The organism is Roseovarius sp. SCSIO 43702, from assembly GCF_019599045.1.
GTDB lineage: Bacteria > Pseudomonadota > Alphaproteobacteria > Rhodobacterales > Rhodobacteraceae > Roseovarius.
On the sequence record NZ_CP080623.1, the window covers coordinates 3,138,167 to 3,155,480 of the forward strand.

18 protein-coding genes and 2 pseudogenes are annotated in these 17,314 nt (G+C 66.2%); 5 read left to right on the forward strand and 15 right to left on the reverse strand.

What is annotated here, in order from left to right; all coding sequences use genetic code 11:
* Positions 1 to 53 precede the first annotated feature (53 nt).
* From K1T73_RS15475 to K1T73_RS15530, 14 genes and pseudogenes are all read right to left on the reverse strand, one after another.
* On the reverse strand, positions 54 to 842 hold the full coding sequence (locus K1T73_RS15475) for a hypothetical protein (RefSeq protein WP_220601563.1): 789 nt from the start codon (positions 840 to 842) through the stop codon (positions 54 to 56).
* Positions 836 to 1,660 carry a sulfite exporter TauE/SafE family protein gene (locus K1T73_RS15480; protein ID WP_220601564.1) on the reverse strand — a complete coding sequence of 275 codons (825 nt, stop codon included), beginning with the start codon at positions 1,658 to 1,660 and terminating at the stop codon, positions 836 to 838. Before K1T73_RS15480 ends, K1T73_RS15475 begins: the two co-directional genes overlap by 7 nt.
* A 67-nt stretch (positions 1,661 to 1,727) precedes the next feature.
* Positions 1,728 to 2,750, reverse strand: a complete 1,023-nt coding sequence (gene dusA / locus K1T73_RS15485) for a tRNA dihydrouridine(20/20a) synthase DusA (protein ID WP_220601565.1) — start codon at positions 2,748 to 2,750, stop codon at positions 1,728 to 1,730.
* A gap of 132 nt (positions 2,751 to 2,882) precedes the next feature.
* Positions 2,883 to 3,107: a hypothetical protein gene (locus tag K1T73_RS15490; protein ID WP_220601566.1), complete on the reverse strand. Its 225-nt coding sequence runs from the start codon at positions 3,105 to 3,107 to the stop codon at positions 2,883 to 2,885.
* 19 nt (positions 3,108 to 3,126) lie between these two features.
* Entirely contained in the window at positions 3,127 to 3,525 is a 399-nt protein-coding gene (locus K1T73_RS18090; RefSeq protein ID WP_409077748.1) for an L-lactate permease, read from the reverse strand.
* A gap of 136 nt (positions 3,526 to 3,661) precedes the next feature.
* Positions 3,662 to 4,825 (reverse strand): annotated as a pseudogene (locus tag K1T73_RS15495) (L-lactate permease); the annotation flags it as partial.
* A gap of 93 nt (positions 4,826 to 4,918) precedes the next feature.
* Positions 4,919 to 5,365, reverse strand: coding sequence for a universal stress protein (locus K1T73_RS15500; RefSeq protein WP_220601568.1), 447 nt, complete (start codon positions 5,363 to 5,365; stop codon positions 4,919 to 4,921).
* Between the two features lie 74 nt (positions 5,366 to 5,439).
* Positions 5,440 to 6,582 (reverse strand): gamma-glutamyltransferase family protein, encoded by a 1,143-nt coding sequence (locus K1T73_RS15505; RefSeq protein WP_220601569.1) that lies wholly within the window; start codon positions 6,580 to 6,582, stop codon positions 5,440 to 5,442.
* A 46-nt stretch (positions 6,583 to 6,628) separates the two neighbouring features.
* A pseudogene (locus tag K1T73_RS17940) lies at positions 6,629 to 7,102 on the reverse strand (gamma-glutamyltransferase); the annotation flags it as partial.
* 42 nt (positions 7,103 to 7,144) lie between these two features.
* Positions 7,145 to 7,354 (reverse strand): hypothetical protein, encoded by a 210-nt coding sequence (locus K1T73_RS15510; protein ID WP_220601570.1) that lies wholly within the window; start codon positions 7,352 to 7,354, stop codon positions 7,145 to 7,147.
* 12 nt (positions 7,355 to 7,366) lie between these two features.
* The gene (locus tag K1T73_RS15515; protein ID WP_220601571.1) at positions 7,367 to 9,007 is read right to left on the reverse strand and encodes an L-lactate permease; all 1,641 of its coding nucleotides are present in this window, start codon (positions 9,005 to 9,007) and stop codon (positions 7,367 to 7,369) included.
* A 563-nt stretch (positions 9,008 to 9,570) separates the two neighbouring features.
* Positions 9,571 to 10,368, reverse strand: a complete 798-nt coding sequence (locus K1T73_RS15520; RefSeq protein WP_220601572.1) for a hypothetical protein — start codon at positions 10,366 to 10,368, stop codon at positions 9,571 to 9,573.
* Between the two features lie 36 nt (positions 10,369 to 10,404).
* A complete protein-coding gene (locus K1T73_RS15525) occupies positions 10,405 to 11,388 on the reverse strand; it encodes a hypothetical protein (protein WP_220601573.1) in 984 nt (327 codons plus the stop codon).
* Between the two features lie 57 nt (positions 11,389 to 11,445).
* The gene (locus K1T73_RS15530; RefSeq protein ID WP_220601574.1) at positions 11,446 to 11,832 is read right to left on the reverse strand and encodes a hypothetical protein; all 387 of its coding nucleotides are present in this window, start codon (positions 11,830 to 11,832) and stop codon (positions 11,446 to 11,448) included.
* A 152-nt stretch (positions 11,833 to 11,984) separates the two neighbouring features.
* On the opposite strand from K1T73_RS15530, the gene K1T73_RS15535 reads away from it, so the two are divergent.
* The 4 genes from K1T73_RS15535 (at position 11,985) to K1T73_RS15550 (ending at position 16,125) form a co-directional block, all read left to right on the forward strand.
* Positions 11,985 to 12,458, forward strand: a complete 474-nt coding sequence (locus tag K1T73_RS15535) for a molybdopterin-dependent oxidoreductase (RefSeq protein ID WP_220601575.1) — start codon at positions 11,985 to 11,987, stop codon at positions 12,456 to 12,458.
* Complete coding sequence (locus tag K1T73_RS15540) at positions 12,455 to 14,206, forward strand: PAS domain-containing sensor histidine kinase (protein WP_220601576.1); 1,752 nt, start codon at positions 12,455 to 12,457, stop codon at positions 14,204 to 14,206. Before K1T73_RS15535 ends, K1T73_RS15540 begins: the two co-directional genes overlap by 4 nt.
* Positions 14,203 to 15,252 (forward strand): response regulator, encoded by a 1,050-nt coding sequence (locus K1T73_RS15545; protein WP_220601577.1) that lies wholly within the window; start codon positions 14,203 to 14,205, stop codon positions 15,250 to 15,252. Before K1T73_RS15540 ends, K1T73_RS15545 begins: the two co-directional genes overlap by 4 nt.
* 129 nt (positions 15,253 to 15,381) lie before the next feature.
* Positions 15,382 to 16,125 carry a Crp/Fnr family transcriptional regulator gene (locus K1T73_RS15550; protein ID WP_220601578.1) on the forward strand — a complete coding sequence of 248 codons (744 nt, stop codon included), beginning with the start codon at positions 15,382 to 15,384 and terminating at the stop codon, positions 16,123 to 16,125.
* A gap of 2 nt (positions 16,126 to 16,127) precedes the next feature.
* Here K1T73_RS15550 and K1T73_RS15555 read toward each other — a convergent pair whose 3' ends face one another.
* The gene (locus tag K1T73_RS15555; RefSeq protein WP_259400302.1) at positions 16,128 to 16,562 is read right to left on the reverse strand and encodes a CBS domain-containing protein; all 435 of its coding nucleotides are present in this window, start codon (positions 16,560 to 16,562) and stop codon (positions 16,128 to 16,130) included.
* A 222-nt stretch (positions 16,563 to 16,784) separates the two neighbouring features.
* On the opposite strand from K1T73_RS15555, the gene K1T73_RS15560 reads away from it, so the two are divergent.
* The gene (locus tag K1T73_RS15560) at positions 16,785 to 17,270 is read left to right on the forward strand and encodes a hypothetical protein (protein WP_220601579.1); all 486 of its coding nucleotides are present in this window, start codon (positions 16,785 to 16,787) and stop codon (positions 17,268 to 17,270) included.
* Positions 17,271 to 17,314: the final 44 nt, after the last annotated feature.

The following is a 17,314-nucleotide window of genomic DNA, read 5'->3' on the forward strand; positions in this document are numbered from 1 at the left end:
GATCGCGGGATTTTCCTGCCTCCGGCGGGGATATTTCCGGCAAGAAGAAGGGATCAGGGCGCGCTCAGCCAGGTGTCGTCATTACCTTCGAACTCGGGCCGGAAATAGGCGATCATCCGTCCGTCTCTTGCGGCCGTCGCTCCCTCGCCCCAGGGCGCCACGCCATGCAGCGCGAGGCGATGGACGAGATAGGCCTCGCCCGGCGCCGCCGCCAGCTCGACGCGCGCGCAGGTCTCGAACGCCTCGCGCCGCGCCGCCTGGTAAGGCTCGGTCAGGTCGACCTCCGCCCACCGCTCCGGCGGGATCCCGGCAAGAGCGTCGCGGAAGGCCGTCCGCATGATCTCGTGGCTGCCTTCCCAGACGACGAGCGGGCTGGCCCCCGGTGAGGCCGCACCAAGCGGCAGGCCCATGATCCACGCGTGCCGTTCGATCAACCTTCGCCGCCGCTCGGGACCCGTGGCATGCAGCCCATCCACATGCGCCGCATCGCGTCTCAGACGGTAGCGGAACGCGCCCTCCCCCTCGCCCTTCCGGGGGCGCGGGTAGCCGGGATAGACGACCGAGACCTGGCCGCGATGCAGCGGCAGATCGCCATAGATGTCGCGCGCCGCGTCGATCGCCGCGCCCGCAAGGGGCGGGCCGCCCGGCACGGCGCCCGCGGCGTCATTGGGAAGCGTATCGACCCCCACGAACCAGGTGCCCTCGCATTGCAGCCATTCCTCGCGATGCGCGGGATCGGCCATCCGGAGAAGCGCTGCCGCACGCGCCGCGTGCGCCCAGGTCTCGACCGCTGCCTCGGCAGGAAAGCGGACCCAGCCGCGCGCGAAAAGTCCCGCTACCATCCCGCCGCCTTGCGCAGCATGTTGAGCGCGATGAGCGTGAGAAAGACCGCGAAGACACGCTTGAGCGGCTTCGGGTCCATCGCATGCGCGAGCCGCACGCCCAGCGGCGCCGTGAGCAGCGTCATCGCGATCACCACCCCGAACGCCACGAGGTTCACCGCCCCGACCGTCAGCGGCGGCCGCGTCTCGGGCGCGATCTCGAGAAACAGGAACCCCGACACCGAGGGCACCGCGATCAGAAGGCCGAACCCAGCCGCCGTCGCCACCGCGCGGTGGATGGGCCGGCCGTAGAGGCTCATCAGCGGCACGCCGAAACTGCCCCCGCCGATCCCCATCAGCACTGACAGGAAGCCCAAAACCGGCGACAGCACGGCACGAACGAGGCCCCCCGGCATCTGGGGCGCGATCTGCCAATGGGCGCGGCCGAACCCCATGTAGAGGCCCACCACAATGCCCAGGATTCCGAAAATCGCGGTCAGCGTGTTCGAGCGGAGCCCCGCGGCCACGAGCATGCCGCCAACCGCGCCCAGCACGATTCCCGGCGCCCAGGCGCGCAGGATGTCCCAGTCGACCGCGCCCTTGCGGTGATGGCTGAGGACCGACCGGATCGAGGTCACGATGATCGTGGCGAGCGACGTGGCAAGGCACATCTGCATGAGCTGCGCCCCGTCATAGCCGAGGGTCTGGAAGGTGTAGTAGAAGGCCGGGACAAGGACGATCCCGCCGCCCACCCCCAGAAGCCCCGCCAGCACGCCGGCAAAGGCGCCAATCACCATCAAAAGCACAAGCATCTGCAACAGCAAAGCGGTCTCGGGCATGTCGGGCCTCCCCTCGGGTGTCGCCGAGGCTTACACCGCCCTGCCCGCCGGGAAAAGGCGCGGAATGTCAGGCGGCGTGCTCGGGCGCCACTTCGGCCAATGCCGCCCGCACCAACTCGGGTCCGGCCCCCGGTCGTGCCGCGCCCTCCGACAGCATCCTCCGCCATGCCCGCGCACCGGGGCGTCCGGCGAAAAGGCCCAGCATGTGCCGCGTCACCTGGTGAAGCCGCCCGCCCCTGGCCAGATGCGTCTCGATATAGGGCAACATGGCAAGCGCCGCGTCCTCGGGCGTCGTGTCCGGTCCGCGCTCGCCGAAGACGCGCCGGTCGACGGCACAGAGGATATCGGCGGGTTGATGATACGCCGCGCGGCCCAGCATCACACCGTCGAACCCCTCCTCGAGAAATGCGAGCGTCGCGTCGAGCGTGGAGATGCCGCCGTTGACCGACAGATGCAGCCCGGGAAAGACCGCCCGCATCCGGCGGACGAGATCGTAGTCGAGCGGCGGAATATAGCGGTTCTCCTTCGGGCTCAGCCCCTGGAGCCACGCCTTGCGCGCATGAATGGCGAAGCGGCGCACCCCTGCCGCACTCACCCGCGCGAGGAACTCGGGCAGCACCTCCTCGGGGTCCTGATCATCCACCCCTATGCGGCACTTGACCGTGACCTCCACATGCACCGCCTCACGCATCGCGGCACAGCATTCGGCCACCAGGCCCGGCTCCTTCATCAGCACCGCGCCGAACGTGCCCGACTGCACCCTGTCGCTGGGACAGCCCACGTTGAGGTTGATCTCGCCATACCCCGCCTCGGCCCCCATCCGCGCGGCTTGCGCAAGCTCGTCGGGGTCCGACCCGCCCAGTTGCAAAGCCACGGGATGCTCCTCCGGCGCGTGATCGAGAAGATGCAGCGCGCCGCCCCGCACCAACGCCGGCGCCGTCACCATCTCCGTGTAAAGCAGCGCGTGCCGGCTCAACTGCCGGTGCAGGAAGCGGCAGTGCCGATCCGTCCAGTCCATCATGGGTGCCACCGACAGGCGCGCGGCGCGCTGAACCTCCGAACCTCCTCGTTTTACTGCCTCTCCGTTCATCACCGCTTGATCCGTCTTGCGCAATTTGGGGCCTTTTGGCCCCGTTTTCGGGGGTGGTGCAACAGAATGTTGCACCGAGCCTGAAGTTGTTGCGAGCTCACGACCATCGGCAAGGGCGCGGCGCTCAATTGATCACGAGACGCGGTCGTCCTCCGGCAGGCCGACCTTCGTGGGTTCCGGCAGCGGCTCCTTGCCGGGAAACAGCCGGCGCAAGGGTGGCAGCACGCCGCCGACGACAAGAGCGGCCAGTCCGGCCCACCACAGCACGGGCGGCCCGCTCGTGGTCCCGATGCTGATCAGCGGAAAGGCGATGAGCAACAGCACCAGCGAGATGCTCAGGGTCAGAAGTCGGTTCATGATCGGATTACCTCTCGCCTCACGGTATCAGCCACACAAGCAGCATGGTTGCCGCCCCGGTCAGAACAACCGCTACAATGGTCCAGGGCAAGGTCTTGCGAATGATCGCGCCTTCCTGCCCGGCGATGCCGGCCGTGCTGGCGCCGAGCACCACGTTGGCGGGGGCGATGGCGTTGCCGATCGCGCCGCCTGACGATTGCGCGGCGATGATACCGGCTTCGGGCAGGCCCTTCAACTCGGCCACGGATTGCTGCAAATCCGAGAACAATACGTTGGACGAGGTGCTGCTCGAGGTCATGAATGCCCCCAGCGCCCCGATGCTGCCGGACAGGAAGGCAAAGGCCATGGCCGGTGCCACCGCCGCGATGCCCAGGGCCAGCACATCGTTCTGCCCCGAATGGTTCATGATCTGGGCCATCGCCAGGAACGCGATCACCGGGACCGACGCGGGGATGGCGTCCGCCAGAAGATCCCGCAGGACCGAACGGCTGGCGGGGTCCTCGCCTGCGGCGCGGGCCTGCGCCGCGTAATACCCCCCGCGCCCGGAAGACGGCCCATGTGATCGCGGCCGTGATCATCAGGAACGTGCCCGGATGGGTCAGCGGCGAGAAGGGCGAATAGGGGGCGACGGCCTCGCGCACGATGCCATAGCCCGTCGTGACCTCCGGGAAGGGCAGGCCGACGCTGAATGCGCCCAGCGCCCTGTTGAGCGGCTCGATCACCAGCGCGCCGATGGTCAGCACGGTCAGCAGGACATAGGGCACGAAAGACATGGCAAAGCCCATCGGGGCCTCGGTCTCGGCCTGCTCATCCTTGCGCTCGCCACGCATCGCGGGACGGTCGGTGATGGTGTCGGGCATCGTGGCATACCGCTTCCAGCGCGACAGCGGGTAGAGCGCCAGCAATGCCAAGGTGGCCGGAATGAAGGTCGACAGCACCGGATCGACCAGCGTGATGATCGCCTGCCCGCCCCCATGAATGGCCGAGATGATCAGGACAAGCGGCCAGGCGTGGCGCAGCGCGGGTCCGCGCCCGTACATCCAGACCACGGTGAATCCGCCCAGCACGACCGGAATGATCAGCAGCAGACCGGTCTGGAACGCCACCTCGGTCGGATCGGCGAGATCGACGACCTGAAGTGTCGCGAGCCAGCCGACCGCCAGGGTGCCGAAGAATTTCGCCCACACATGCGCGATGATCGGGATCGCCACCGCATAGACGGGCCGCACCCCGAGCGCGACGAGCAGCGGCGCGACCACGGCGATCGGCGTGCCGAAGCCCGCGATCCCCTGCAGAAAGGACGAGAACACCCAGCCGAGGGCCAGCACCACGAACAGCTCGTTGCGGCTGAACCGGGTGATCCCCTGACGCAGCGCCTCGTATCCGCCCGCCTGGTCCGTCACCTGGTAGAGCAGCAGCGCGGGCCAGACGACGTAGAGGATGAACAAGGCATCCCAAACTCCCTTGGCCCCGCCGACGGCCAGCGTCTCGAGCGGGGTCTGGAAGACAAGAAGCGACACCGCGGCCGCCGTGAACATTCCGAACATGCCCGCCTGCGGGGCGGTCCAGTTCAGCAGCACCATGAGGATCATCAGCACGAGGATCGGCAGCAGCGCAAAGCCCCAGTTCAGAAGATCAATCGGGATTTGTAGATCGGTCATGTGACACCATGTCCTTTGCTTTCTGGTCTGGCCCCGGGTCGACAGCCTCTGTGGCATGGGACGCGACGATCGGCATCCAAAGGCGGCATGACGCCGCCCGCGCGGCGGAACGGGGCGCGACGCCCGGTGTAAAGGCTTCGCTTGCGGCAATCACCGTATCACCAGCACCGGAACGGATGTCTTGACCAACACCTCCGAGGTCTGGCTTCCAAGCAGCAACTTCTGGACGCCGCGCCGCCCGTGCGACGACATCACGATCAGATCGCAGTCTTTCAGCCTGGCGGTCCGGACGATGGCCTCTGCCGGAGACTCGTCGATCTCATGAACGAGATTCACCTCGACCCCATGCGCCTCCGCGCGCTCCTGAACAAAAGCGAACCGTTCTTTCGCGGCGCGCTCGAGCTGCTGGTCATAGCGGAGGACCGCATCGTCGACCCCCGCCGTTTGTGCCGCGCGCACCGCTTCCTGGTGCATCGGTTCCGACACGGTGATGATCGTGACATCCGCGCCAAGCATCTTGGCGAGCGTCAAACCATGCTCGACCCCTTGAAGTGCAAGGTCGGAGCCGTCGCTTGCGACGAGAATATTCTTGTACATGATCTTTCCTTTCCGAATCCCTGGTTGCGTTCCCCGAGCCATCGGCAGTGGTTCGGGGAACGCGATGCGAAGGTCTAATAACCCAGGGCAGACCCGTCTCCGCGTGGGTCGGCCCCACCCTCGTAGAACCCCGTGTCCTCGTTCCAGCGGATCGCCTGCGCGTGACCCACAAGGCTGTCCCAGCGGCCCACCCGTCTTACCGGTTGGCCGCGCGCCGTCAGCGCGCGGAGGACGTTCTCGGGAACGTCCGATTCCATCCAGAGATCGCTGGAAGCCATGCCCCATGTGCGCCCGAAGAGCCAGCGGGGTGCCTCGATCGCCTGTTGCACGTCATAGCCGAAATCGACCATCCGCGTCAGCATCGCGGCCTGCGTCTGGGACTGACCTTCGCCGCCCATCGTGCCATAGGCAATCGCCGGCGTGCCATCCTTCATGGCCAGCGCCGGGATGATGGTGTGGAAGGTGTTCTTCCTCGGCTCCAGCCGGTTGGGGTGGTTCCTGTCCAGCGAGAAGAAGCTGCCGCGGTTCTGCATGATGATGCCGGTATCGCCGCCCATCACGCAGGCGCCGAAATCGTAATAGGGCGACTGGATCTTCGACACCATCAGCCCGTCGCTGTCGGTGACGCAGAAATAGACCGTCCCGCCCCTCGGCGCGGGCTTGTCGAACTCGGTGCCGTAGCGCAGGCCGGCCTCGATCTCGCCGGGCTGGATCGCGCGATCGGCACGGATCAGCTTGCGCCGCTCGTCGGCGTAGTCCTTGCTCAGCAGCCTCTCCAGTGGAATGTCGACGAAATCGGGGTCGGTCAGCCATTCGTCGCGGTCCGCCGCGGCCACTTTCAGCGCCTCGGCCATGTGGTGATAATAATCCACCGTATTGTCGCCCCAACCGGCCACGTCATACCCGTCGAGCAGGTTCAGCATCTGGATGGCCGTCATACCCTGCGTGCTGGGCGGCAACTGGTAGATGTCATAGCCACGATACGTCGTGGTGATGGGCTCCACCCACTCGGCGGTGTAATCGGCGAAATCATCGGGACGCAGGGGCGATCCCTCGGGTTCCAGGCCAGCGCAGATACGCTCGGCCAACTCGCCCTCGTAGAAGGCCTCGCGCACGCCCTTCTTGGCCATCAGCTCCAGCGTGTCGGCCAGTTTGGGCTGCGCGATGAAGCTGCCTTCGCGCATCGGCTTGCCATCCGGCAGAAAAGTTTCCGCCATGCCGGGGGTATTTGTTCAGCAGATGCTCGTCCGCGACCATCCAGTCGCCCAGCGACCGGGTAACTGCAAAGCCGTGGCGGGCGTAATGGATCGCATCCTCGAAGAGATCGGCCCAGTCGAGCTTGCCGTACCGCTCATGCGCGATGCGAAAGCCATCGAGCGCGCCGGGCACCGTCAGCGCGGCCAGCGGGCCACGATCCGGGATGCGGTCGGTGTGGCCGAGCTCCTTGTAATGCTCGATCGTGGCCTTGGCGGCGGACGGACCGCTCGCGCGGATCGCCTCGACCTCCTTGACCTTGCCCCCCGCAAGCAGCCAGAAACCGTCTCCTCCGATACCGGACATCTGCGAATACACCACCGCCATTGTCAGGTTCAGTGCGATGGAAGCATCCACCGCGCTTCCACCCTGGCGCAGTGCCTTCATGCCGGATTCCGACGCCAGGTAATGCGGTGAGGACACCATGCCCCGTGCGGCGTAAACCGGTGGGCGGCCGGTGCGTGGTCCATTGGGATTTGCCATTGTGTCGCTCCTTTTTCAGTTCAGTAGATGCGCGTTCCCATGTCAGGACGCGGCGGTGTCGGTATTCGGGGGCCCGAGAATGAGCCGCTGAAGCGGAGGGATGAGCCCCCCGCAGCAAAGCGAAAGCAGGCCAAGCCACCAGAGCACGTTGGGACCGGCGGTCATGCCGAGGCTGACCAGCGGAAAGGCGGCGATCAGCAGGACGAACGACAGGCTCAGATAGGCGAGGCGGTTCCTGAACAAGGCGGTCATGGCACTCTCCTCCTATGCGCCGAACATGACGATCAGGACGGTCGCGGCCCCGGTCAGCACGAATGCGGCCAGCGTCCATGGCAGCGTCTTGCGCAGGATGTCGCCCTCGCGCCCGCTGATCCCGGCGGTGCTGGCGCCCAGCACCACGTTGGCGGGGCCGATGGCGTTTCCGATGCAGCTGCCGGCGTTCTGCGCGGCGAGGATGGTCGAGACCGGCAGCCCCTTCAGTTTCGCCATCGTCACTTGCAGGTCGGAGAACATGGTGGTCGAGAACGTCGAGCTCGACGTGGCGAACGCGCCGATCACGCCGATCCCGTTGGCCATGAACGCATAGACATAGGCCGGCGCGATCGCCGATATGCCATAGGCCAGCGCTTCGTTCTGGCCCGAGTGGTCCATGATCCGGGCCATGACCAGGAATGCGACGATCGGCACCGATGCGGGGATCGCGCTGGCAAGCAGGCTCGGCACAAGGCCGGGCTGACCATCGGGATGGCTCGCGTTCCACGTCTTGTAATAGCCATGCAGGTTGAAGATGACCCATGTCAGCGCCGCCGTGATCAGCAGGCTGGTACCGGGGTTCAGCAGGGGCGCCATCGGCGAATAGGATGCCACGGCTGAATTGGCGATGCCGTAGCCAGTCGAGACTTCGGGGAACGGCAAACCGATGGTGAGACTGCCCAACGCCTCCGACACCCGCCCGATCAGTGACGAGCCAAGGGCGATCACGGTCAACACGCCATACGGCATGAAGGACAGGGCCAGACCCATCGGCGCCGTTTTCTCGGCGATGTCGCCGGTCATCTCGCCGCGCATCGCGGGACGTTCGGGCATATCCGTGAACGGCTCTGCATAGCGGCGCCAGCGTGACAGCGGATAAAGCGCCAGCATCGCCGCTGCCGCCAGGATGAAGGTGGCCAGAACCGGCTCGAACTGCACGACCAGCACCTGCCCCAGCCCCTGGATCGCCGAAATGATCAGGATCAGCGGCCAGCCATGACGCACCGCCGCCCAGCGGCCATACATCCATACAATGGTAAATCCACCCATCAGCACCTGGATCACCATGAGCCATGCAGATTGCGTGCCGGTGGCCGCCGCCGTGAGCGGATCGAGGTCCACCACCTGCACCGTGGCGATCCAGCCGAGGCCCAGCGTCCCGTAGTACTTGGCCCAGATATGCGCGATGATCGGAATCGCCACGGCATAGACGGGGCGCATACCTATCGCCACAAGCAGCGGCGCCACCACCACGATGGGCGTGCCGAAACCGTCGATACCTTGCAGGAAGGACGTGAACACCCAGCCGAGCGCCACCACGATGAACAGCTCGTTGCGGCTGAAACTGACGATGCCCTGGCGCAGCGCCTCGTACCCGCCGGCCTTGTTCATCACGTGATAGAGCAGCAAGGCCGTCCAGATGACGAACAGGATCGGCGCCGAATCCCACACCCCCTTGGCGCCCGCGGCCGCCAGCGTGTCGACCGGCGTGCGGAACAGCACCAAGGCGACCGCTGCCGCCACGAACATGCCCGTCGTACCGGCCTGCTGCGCCGTCCAGCGCAATTGCACCAACAGGAACGCCAGCACGATGATGGGCGCCGCCGCAGCCAGCCAGTGAAGAAGATCTATGGGGATCGAAATGTCTTGCATGGTGGTACGATACGTCCCGTCAATGGTCACGATTTTCGGAGATCAGAGAGAAAGGCCTGGTTGAACCAGTCAGTTGGACGCGAGAATGAGCCGCCTCACCAACGTCATCCCCGAAGGAGGCCGAGATTTTCGATTGGTTTTTTGAATGCACCCCGACGCCCGATCGAACCCACAGTGTTCCCAGCGTTGCCGGTTATGGGACCGAGCGCATTGATCTCGGTTAACATGGGCCGCGGAGTTTCCCCCGGCGCCGCCCGCTCCGGGAAGCTCCTTGCCTGCCTCCGGGCTCGTGGCCGGCGGTCGATCATTCCGCGCTTCTGCTCCCCGTCAAAGAACGCGGCCCGACGAGAGCATGTCGGGGTTTTACTGCCATTGGGGCGCGGTGGCGTCCTGCGCTGATGGCGGGTCAACCATCATGGCACCCGCCATGACAATCAGCGCTGCGGCGATCAGCTTTAGCAAAGGCTACTCGTGGCCGCCGCTCATCGCTTCCCTGTCAGGGTTTCACGAAACCGCCGGTTCCCGCAAATGCTGCGTCAGACCGCCGCCGCGTTCCAAACGCCTCACTGTGGAAAACTCCATTGGTCGTGCTCGATGCGAAAGATGCGGACCGGCGCGCTCGGCTGTTGCGGGTCGGGGCGCAGGCGAAAGACTGCGCGATCGGGCCTGCCGAAATTGGTGAAATCGACGTTGACCGTGATCATGCCGCGCAACATCGGCTGGTCGGGGTCGGGGGCGATGCGGATGATCCGGCCTTGGAAATCCTGCGCGTCATAAAGCAGGTCGGCACCGTGCCCGGCCAACTCGGGCGTCATGCCGACAAAGAAATATCTCGCCGCGTTTGCGCGCGTGAACGGATAATCCGCCCGGCCTGTCGAGGCCGCCTCGGCCACGTAGAGGTCGCGCACCAGCCGCGCCGCCCCGTCGATCTGCGGATCGCCGATCGACCGCGCCTCCGGCACAACGGCCGAACCTCCCCCGGGCTGCACGCCCGTCCCGCCGGTATCCTCCATGATGAAGCGCTGCGCGACCCAGCCGGCCTTGGCGAAATCGGCGGTCTGCATCAGGCACCAGCGCTGCGGAAGGTTCGCGCGCTGTGCCTCGGTCAAGCGGTGATAGATCGACGGGATCAGAAGCGGCACACAAGTGATCTGTTTCAGGCCCCGCGCATCGGGCGCGAGCCTGTCGATCACGAGATATTGCGTTCCCGGACCCATCCGCATGTTCAGCATGTCGTCGCTGGCCACACCCGTCACGCGCCAGGCATCCGGGCCGTGGCCGTCGATCTCGGCCCGCACTACTGTGGCCCCCAACGTCACGGCCAAGGCCGCGACGACCCCGATCAGCACGTTTCGCATCATCCTACCTCCATGACAGGGCGTCGGGGAAGCTCCCGATCACGCCGGGTGCGCCGCGGGGCTGGCGGTGGCCGGTCCCGGCGCGGCCCCCAGCGCGCGTTCCTTCAACTCGCGGAACTTGCCCGACATCTGTTCGAGCCGCGCGTCCCATTCGGGATTGGGCTGCTGACCCTCGGTGGTGCGGAAGAAGACCTGAATCATGCAGGCGATGGCGAAGGGTTCCAGCAGCGCGGCCTTCACGCTCCAGGCGAAGAGCAGCGCGAAGACGACACCCCCCGCGGCCCATGCCCCCGGCATCAGGTAGACCACCAGCGCGGCGGGGGCGAGCATGACCAGGAACACGAGGAAACCCAGGCCGTAGACGATGAGCGCAAGCCACGCCGCGTTCCTGAGCATGACCTTCCAGTTCTGCCCGTAGAGCACCAGCGCCTCGCGCGCCGACTCCCACGCGTTGTCGGACCGGCTGCGAATGGCATGGGCAAGGATCACCTCGTCGACGAACCCCACCGCGACCCGAAGGAAGGCCGACAGGATCGCGGCCAGTTGCTGCGCACCCGGCACGGGCAGGACGGTGAGGATGCCGCGCGCAAGGCCCGAAATGGCGCGGATCACGCCCAGGATCAGCCGATCCAGCAGGAAAAGCACGCTGGCTTGCGGGAACCGCGCCTTGACCACCGAGGTCGCGTGGCCGATCTGGCCGCGCCCCTCGGGAAGCGGCTGGCCGTCGATCAATTCGACCAGCACGGCAATGTGTCCCGCCTTGACGATGTAGAGGACGTATTCGCGCGCCCAGTACATGATCGCGCCGAAGATCCCGAAACCCGCGAAACCGCCCCACATGGTCGACCCGGCGCGGAATTCCTCGTCCCCGAAGCCGCCGATGCCCCAGCCGATCCCGGCCCCCGTGCCGGTCGCCAGGATGTAGCCCAGCGTGATGCCGAAATAAACGGCGATGCGCATGAGGATGAACGGAAAGGTCCGTCCCATCATCCCCAGCGCACCGCCTATGTTGAAATCCCACATTGAAAAATTGCTCCCTGAAAACCCGCTGTGCCGTGGACTGTCGTCACTTGCGGCGCATCAAATCTCGCATTGGCTGTTCCCGTACTTGGCCGCACAGGCCCTCGCGGCGCAGGCCTTGATCTGCGCATCGCGCTGCGTCTTGCGGATATCCACCGTCTCGATCGCCGTGTAAGGCACCGAGACCGTCTCCGTTACCGGCTGGCAGATGGTGCTCGTACCGACCATCTCGCAATTCACCTCCCCTGTCGGACGCCGTTCGCTGCGATATTTCGTTACCGGCTCCTGCCGGTGCACGGGCGGGATCTTCAGCATCCACTCTGCCTCGCATTGCGTGCGCTCGGCGCGGTATTCCGGCGTGCCGCACGAGGACAGAAGGATCAGACCCGAGACACAGGCCAGCATTCCGACCCTCGGGGCCCCGGCCGGTCCATTCACCCGCATCATCTTCCCTGATTCCGTATCCCGATCAGAAGAATGACAGGATCGGGGCGGCCGCGCCCCGTTCGTTTGCAGGGGGCGGCGTGGTTATTTGAAGGCTAGGCAGTTTACCGGTTAACCTCGCGGTGCGAGAACAGGGGCAGAGGCTGGAGATCGACATGCAGAACCCAGTAGCGATAGGCTTGGCGATGGTTTTTCTGGCCGCGCCGGTCGGTGCGCAGGAGACCGCGCCGGTTCTGCGCATCACCGGCAACGTGGCCGGAGGTGCCGTCGAACTCGACATGGACACCCTACGCGCCCTTCCCCAGGTCACGCTCGAGACGTCGACGGTCGTCACGGACGGCACGCACCGGTTCACGGGGGTCCTGATGCGCGATCTGCTGGACATGGTCGAGGCGGATGGCGATCAGGTCACGGCCACGGCCCTCAATGACTACGCGGTCGATATACCCGTCTCGGATTTCCGTGATTACGACGTGGTGGTGGCCCACGCCATGGACGACGAACCGCTGGACCGGGCGGACAAGGGGCCGCTCTGGATCGTCTATCCCCGAGACGACCACGCCGAGCTTCAGGATATCCGCTACGATTACCGCTGGGTCTGGCAACTATCCGGGCTCGACGTGCAATGACGCGCACCGGCGGCTCCGCGCTCTGGCTGGCCTTGCCGCTCTTCGCCGTGGCCGCCTTCGCGGTGCTGCTGACGTCGTCACTCGTCCGCATGACCCGGCTCGAGGCCGACATGCGCGTCGAGGCCGAACAGAACATGCTCTGGGTCATGCACCAGAGCGAGGCGGCGGCGAGGCGCCTGACCGAAACCGCGCTTCTGGCCGAATTGGGCGAGGCGGATGCCGAGGACCTCGCGCTGCGCTTCGACATCCTGCTGAGCCGCATCGCGCTTCTCAACGCGGGTCCGCAACGCCGCTTCGTCGAAGACATCGGGGTGGCCGACGAGCTTGACCGCTTGACAGGGCGGCTCGAGGGGATCGACCCGGCTTCGACGCCACCGGCCGAGTTGCGAGCTGCCCTGGCCTCCTTCCCCTCCTTCTTCGCGAGGGCCGCGAACGAGGCGATGATCGCCGAGTGGGACAAACTCGGCGGGCGGCTGGAAACCTACCGCGACCAGATGCGAAAGACGATCATCGCCCTGATCGGGATCATGGCGGCGGGTGCCGTGCTGACCATCGCGCTCGTCATCGCTTTGCGCAAGTCGCGTCAGCGCAACCGGATGCTCCGGCAGGCGCGGAATTTCTCGGAACTGCTGATCGCGTCAAGCGGCGAAGGCATCGCGGCGCTGAATCGCGCCGGGCGCTGCACGCTGTGGAACGAGGCGATGACCGGGCTCGTGGGCCGACCCGCCGAACAGGCGGTGGGCCGTCCGCTCACCGAGGTGGCCGGGTTCTTCGATGTCGCACTGGTCCGCGAGGCCCTGGCGCGCGCGCTCGCCGGCGAAAGCACGCAACACCGGCTTCAGCCTCTCTTCCGCGACGGTGAAGACACGCCGCTTCACGTCGATCTGCGGATCTTCCCGATGCGCAGCGAAACGGGGATCGTCGGTGCGATCGTGTTCCTTCAGGACGCCAGCGACCGTCATGCCGCCGCGCGCAGGAACGCCGAGACGCGCGAGCGGCTGGAATACCTCGTGGCCGAGCGCACGCGCGAGCTCAATGACGCCCTGCGACGGGAACGCTCGGCCGCCGATCTCTACCGCAATTTCGCGACCATGATGTCGCACCAGTTCCGCACACCGCTGGCGATCGCCGACTCGGCGCTGCAACGGCTGATACGGCGCGGCGACCGGGCGGACCCCGACGAGGTGGCCGACCGCGCCACCCGTGCACGCGGTGCCATCGCCGGTCTGACCCGGCTCGTCGACAGCACGCTCGACGCCGCCCGCATCGACGTCGGCCAGATGAGCGCCCGGCGGGAACGCTGCGACCTCCTCGCGCTGCTGCATTCGGTCTGCGATCAACAGCACGCGGCCTCTCCCGCTGCCCGGATCCGCGTCTGCACGCAGGGTGACGCGGTGGCGATCTGCGATCCCGCCCATGCCGAGCAGGTGCTGAAGAACCTGATTTCCAACGCCGTGACCTACGCCGCGCCGGGCTCGGAGGTGTCGGTGTGCCTCGACGGCGATGGCGAGCATGTCACCTGCGACGTGCGCAACACCGGAACGGACATCGACGAGACCGAGCGCGAGCGCATCTTCGAGCGCAATTTCCGCGGCGCCAACAGCACCGGCAAACCCGGCACCGGCGTCGGCCTTTTCATCGCGCGCACCCTGGCGCGCATGCAGGGCGGCGAGGTCGCGCTCCTGCCGGGCGGCAATGGCACCACCTTCCGGCTGTCATTGCCGCGTCCAGAGGGCGACGCGGCATGAGCAAGGCCCCGCCCCCGCTCATCCTCGTGGTCGAGGACGAAGCCGCCCTGCGCGGCGATATCGTCGAGGAGTTGCAGGAGGCCGGCTATCGCACCGCGGCCGCCCCCGACGGGCACGCGGCACTGGCGCTGCTGGCAGACGTGGCGCCCGATCTCGTGCTATGCGATATCACCATGCCGGGTCTCGACGGCTACGGTCTGCTCGCGACCCTGCGCGAAAGACACCCCGACCTGGCCGAGGTGCCCTTCGTGTTCCTCACCGCGCTTTCCGATCCGCGCGACGTCGTCGAGGGCAAGCTGATGGGCGCCGACGACTACCTCGTGAAACCCGTCGATTACGACCTCATGCTGGCGACCATCGCGGCGCGGCTGCGCCAGGTCGCCCGCATCCGCCAAAGCCACGGCGGCGAGGTCGCGCGCCTGCGCGACGCGCTGTCGGGTCTCTCGGGGGGCGGCGCCGAACGCGCGCTCGACCTCGTGGCGCTCGGGATCGTCCTGCTTGACGGGCGCGGCCGCGTGCTCCACGCCAACCGCGCCGCGCGCGCAATGGCCGGGGCAGGCGATTTCATTACCCTGCACGGCGGCAGGATAGGTGCTGCCGAGACCGCTTGCGATCACGGACTGCGGCAGGCGATGGAGGATGCCCGCGAGGCCGCGCAGACCGGCGCGGACCGGGTGATCGGCACGGTGCTCGAAAACGCCGACGACGCGCGCACGGTGTCCGCGCTGGTCTGCGCCCTTCCGCACGATCCGGCCTATCCCTCCGCAGAGCACCGGGTCGCGGTCTTCCTGTCCCCGCCCGCGCGAGAACGCAGGGTATCGGAGCCGCTCCTGATGGACCTCTTCGGCCTCACGCCGACCGAAACCCGCGTCGCCGCAGCCCTCGCGGCCGGGGCTCGCCCGGCGACCATCGCCGAGGAACTCGGCGTGTCGCAGACCACCATCGCCTTTCACATGCGCAACCTCTTCGAGAAGACGGGCACGAACCGACAGATCGACCTCGTGGCCCTCATCCTCGCCGGCCCGATGATGATCGACACGGTCTAGACGCCTGATACCCTTTGCCGCGCGGCGCAACCGCTGGTCAAGGAAACCCCTGCCTGCTAGGGTAGATCGTTGGCAGAATTTGTCTCGCCTCACGAGAGAGCGGGACAAAGGCCCAACGTTGGGAGGACCATGGCTATAGAAGCCCATGAGAACCTGTTGCACGTTCCCGACGGACGGCGCGATCCGACGCTGATCGGCACCTTTCTGCGTGTGCAGCCGAAGCCCCGCATCGACACCGCCCCCAAGGGCAAGACCCTCATCCAGGAGGATGATTTCGCCGACCATTCCATGCTCCTGCTGGAGGGCTGGATCGCCTTTTCCAAGATGCTGCCCGACGGCGGCGTTCAGATCATCGACGTCATGTTGCCCGGCGATTTCGCCCTGATCGGCGCCGCCAACGCACCCGTCGCCGCCTGCTCGGTCGAGGCGCTGAGCGACGTGCGGTACATCAACATCCGCGCCGTCCACGCCAACGGGCCGGAACCCGACATGGCGAGGCTTCGCGAATTGATGGCCGCCGAGGTCGTCAGGACACAGTCCCGCACGTCCGAGCTCCTGCTGCGCATGGGGCGCGGCAACGCTTCAAACCGCGTGGCCTACGCCCTGCTCGAATTCTACATCCGTCTCGAGGTGATCGGATTGACCAGGGGCAACACCTTCGACTTTCCCATGACGCAGCACAAGCTGGGCGAGTTCACGGGCCTCAGCAACGTGCATGTCTGCCGCACGCTGCGACGGCTCGAACGCGACGGGATCATCGCCTACCCCGCGCCACACGAGATCTCCCTTTGCGACCTCGACGCATTGTGCGAACTGTCGGGCATCGACCTCGACACCTTCCGGAACGAGATCCTCGCGCGGCGCACGCCATAGCGCTACCGCGCCTCGACGATCTCGCCCAGCGTCTGACCCGCAAGTTCCTCGCTCACGTCATTGGCGATGTCACCGACGGTCAGCATCCCGACGACCTCCTCCTCCCCGTTCAGAACCACCAGCCGCCTGACCTGCAGATCCGACATGAGATACGCCGCCTGCTCGACCGTCTGATCGGCCAGGCAGGTCGCCACGCGGGGTGTCATGATTTCTGAAACGGGGCGATCGCACACGACCTTCATCGCCCAGCGCACCACGATATCGCGATCCGTGACGATCCCGACCAGCCGGCCGTTCTCGCATATCGGCAACGCCCCCACCTCGAGCTTCGCCATCAACGCGGCCGCGGCCTGCACCGGCGTGTCAGGCGTGATGACCGTCACCGGCTTGCGCATGATACGGTTGACCAGCATACCCAAAACTCCCGCATCGAACATGCGCCAATCATTAGGTCATCCCCGGCGCGATCGTGTTGACCCTTGTTAACGACCTGCGAAAAGTTCCTCCGGTACCGCGATCTCCGAACCTCCGAAAGCCTCGCGGCGCCCCGCTGCCCCGACGCGATCGGACAAGCGGCAAGCCGCTCAATTCGCCCACTCTGTCACGAAAGCATTGATGGCGGTTAATGCGGCGGCGGGTGAGCATGGTATGAATGATCCATGACCCAGAGAAAGGATCATCCCATGGCCAAGTCGAACAAGGACACGTCAAAGAAGAAATCCGCCGTCCACGCGGCGGATGATGCGCTCAACGCCGCACAGGTTCTTTTCACCGCGAACCCGGGCTTTCAGCCGCCGGGCATGCGTTTCCTCGTGGCGCAGGGACCGATTCAGGAGAACCTGCGGGACGAGGCCGAGAAATTCTCGTCGGCCTGGTTCAAGCGCCGCGAAGACGCCGGTCGCGCATTGCTCGAGACCGCCGTCAGGATGTCGACCGAGGGCCTGCGGAATCCCGTTGCCGCGATGAAGATCATGATGGACTGGCAGGTCGGGGCGATGGAGCGGGTCGCCGAGGATGCGAGGGATTGCACCCAGATGATGACCCGCTGCGCCGAAACCCTGATCGATCAGGAAATCGAGGCCGTGGACGACATGGCGAAGGGCACCGAGACCTTCGAGAACCCCCACCAATCCACGCCTGTCTGATAGGTTTCTCTCTCCAACCGGGGGCAGGTTGCCCCGCCGGCGCG

Coding starts and splice junctions, on each gene's coding strand:
- K1T73_RS15550 (WP_220601578.1), top strand. CDS start 15,382: ATGGCTATAGAAGCCCATGAGAACCTGTTGCACGTTCCCGACGGACGG.
- K1T73_RS15545 (WP_220601577.1), top strand. CDS start 14,203: ATGAGCAAGGCCCCGCCCCCGCTCATCCTCGTGGTCGAGGACGAAGCC.
- K1T73_RS15535 (WP_220601575.1), top strand. CDS start 11,985: ATGCAGAACCCAGTAGCGATAGGCTTGGCGATGGTTTTTCTGGCCGCG.
- K1T73_RS15510 (WP_220601570.1), bottom strand. CDS start 7,354: ATGACCGCCTTGTTCAGGAACCGCCTCGCCTATCTGAGCCTGTCGTTC.
- K1T73_RS15520 (WP_220601572.1), bottom strand. CDS start 10,368: ATGATGCGAAACGTGCTGATCGGGGTCGTCGCGGCCTTGGCCGTGACG.
- K1T73_RS15555 (WP_259400302.1), bottom strand. CDS start 16,562: ATGTTCGATGCGGGAGTTTTGGGTATGCTGGTCAACCGTATCATGCGC.
- K1T73_RS15505 (WP_220601569.1), bottom strand. CDS start 6,582: ATGGCGGAAACTTTTCTGCCGGATGGCAAGCCGATGCGCGAAGGCAGC.
- K1T73_RS15525 (WP_220601573.1), bottom strand. CDS start 11,388: ATGTGGGATTTCAACATAGGCGGTGCGCTGGGGATGATGGGACGGACC.
- K1T73_RS15515 (WP_220601571.1), bottom strand. CDS start 9,007: ATGCAAGACATTTCGATCCCCATAGATCTTCTTCACTGGCTGGCTGCG.
- K1T73_RS15490 (WP_220601566.1), bottom strand. CDS start 3,107: ATGAACCGACTTCTGACCCTGAGCATCTCGCTGGTGCTGTTGCTCATC.
- K1T73_RS15530 (WP_220601574.1), bottom strand. CDS start 11,832: ATGATGCGGGTGAATGGACCGGCCGGGGCCCCGAGGGTCGGAATGCTG.
- K1T73_RS15560 (WP_220601579.1), top strand. CDS start 16,785: ATGACCCAGAGAAAGGATCATCCCATGGCCAAGTCGAACAAGGACACG.
- K1T73_RS18090 (WP_409077748.1), bottom strand. CDS start 3,525: ATGGCCCAGATCATGAACCATTCGGGGCAGAACGATGTGCTGGCCCTG.
- K1T73_RS15475 (WP_220601563.1), bottom strand. CDS start 842: ATGGTAGCGGGACTTTTCGCGCGCGGCTGGGTCCGCTTTCCTGCCGAG.
- K1T73_RS15480 (WP_220601564.1), bottom strand. CDS start 1,660: ATGCCCGAGACCGCTTTGCTGTTGCAGATGCTTGTGCTTTTGATGGTG.
- K1T73_RS15540 (WP_220601576.1), top strand. CDS start 12,455: ATGACGCGCACCGGCGGCTCCGCGCTCTGGCTGGCCTTGCCGCTCTTC.
- K1T73_RS15500 (WP_220601568.1), bottom strand. CDS start 5,365: ATGTACAAGAATATTCTCGTCGCAAGCGACGGCTCCGACCTTGCACTT.
- dusA (WP_220601565.1), bottom strand. CDS start 2,750: ATGAACGGAGAGGCAGTAAAACGAGGAGGTTCGGAGGTTCAGCGCGCC.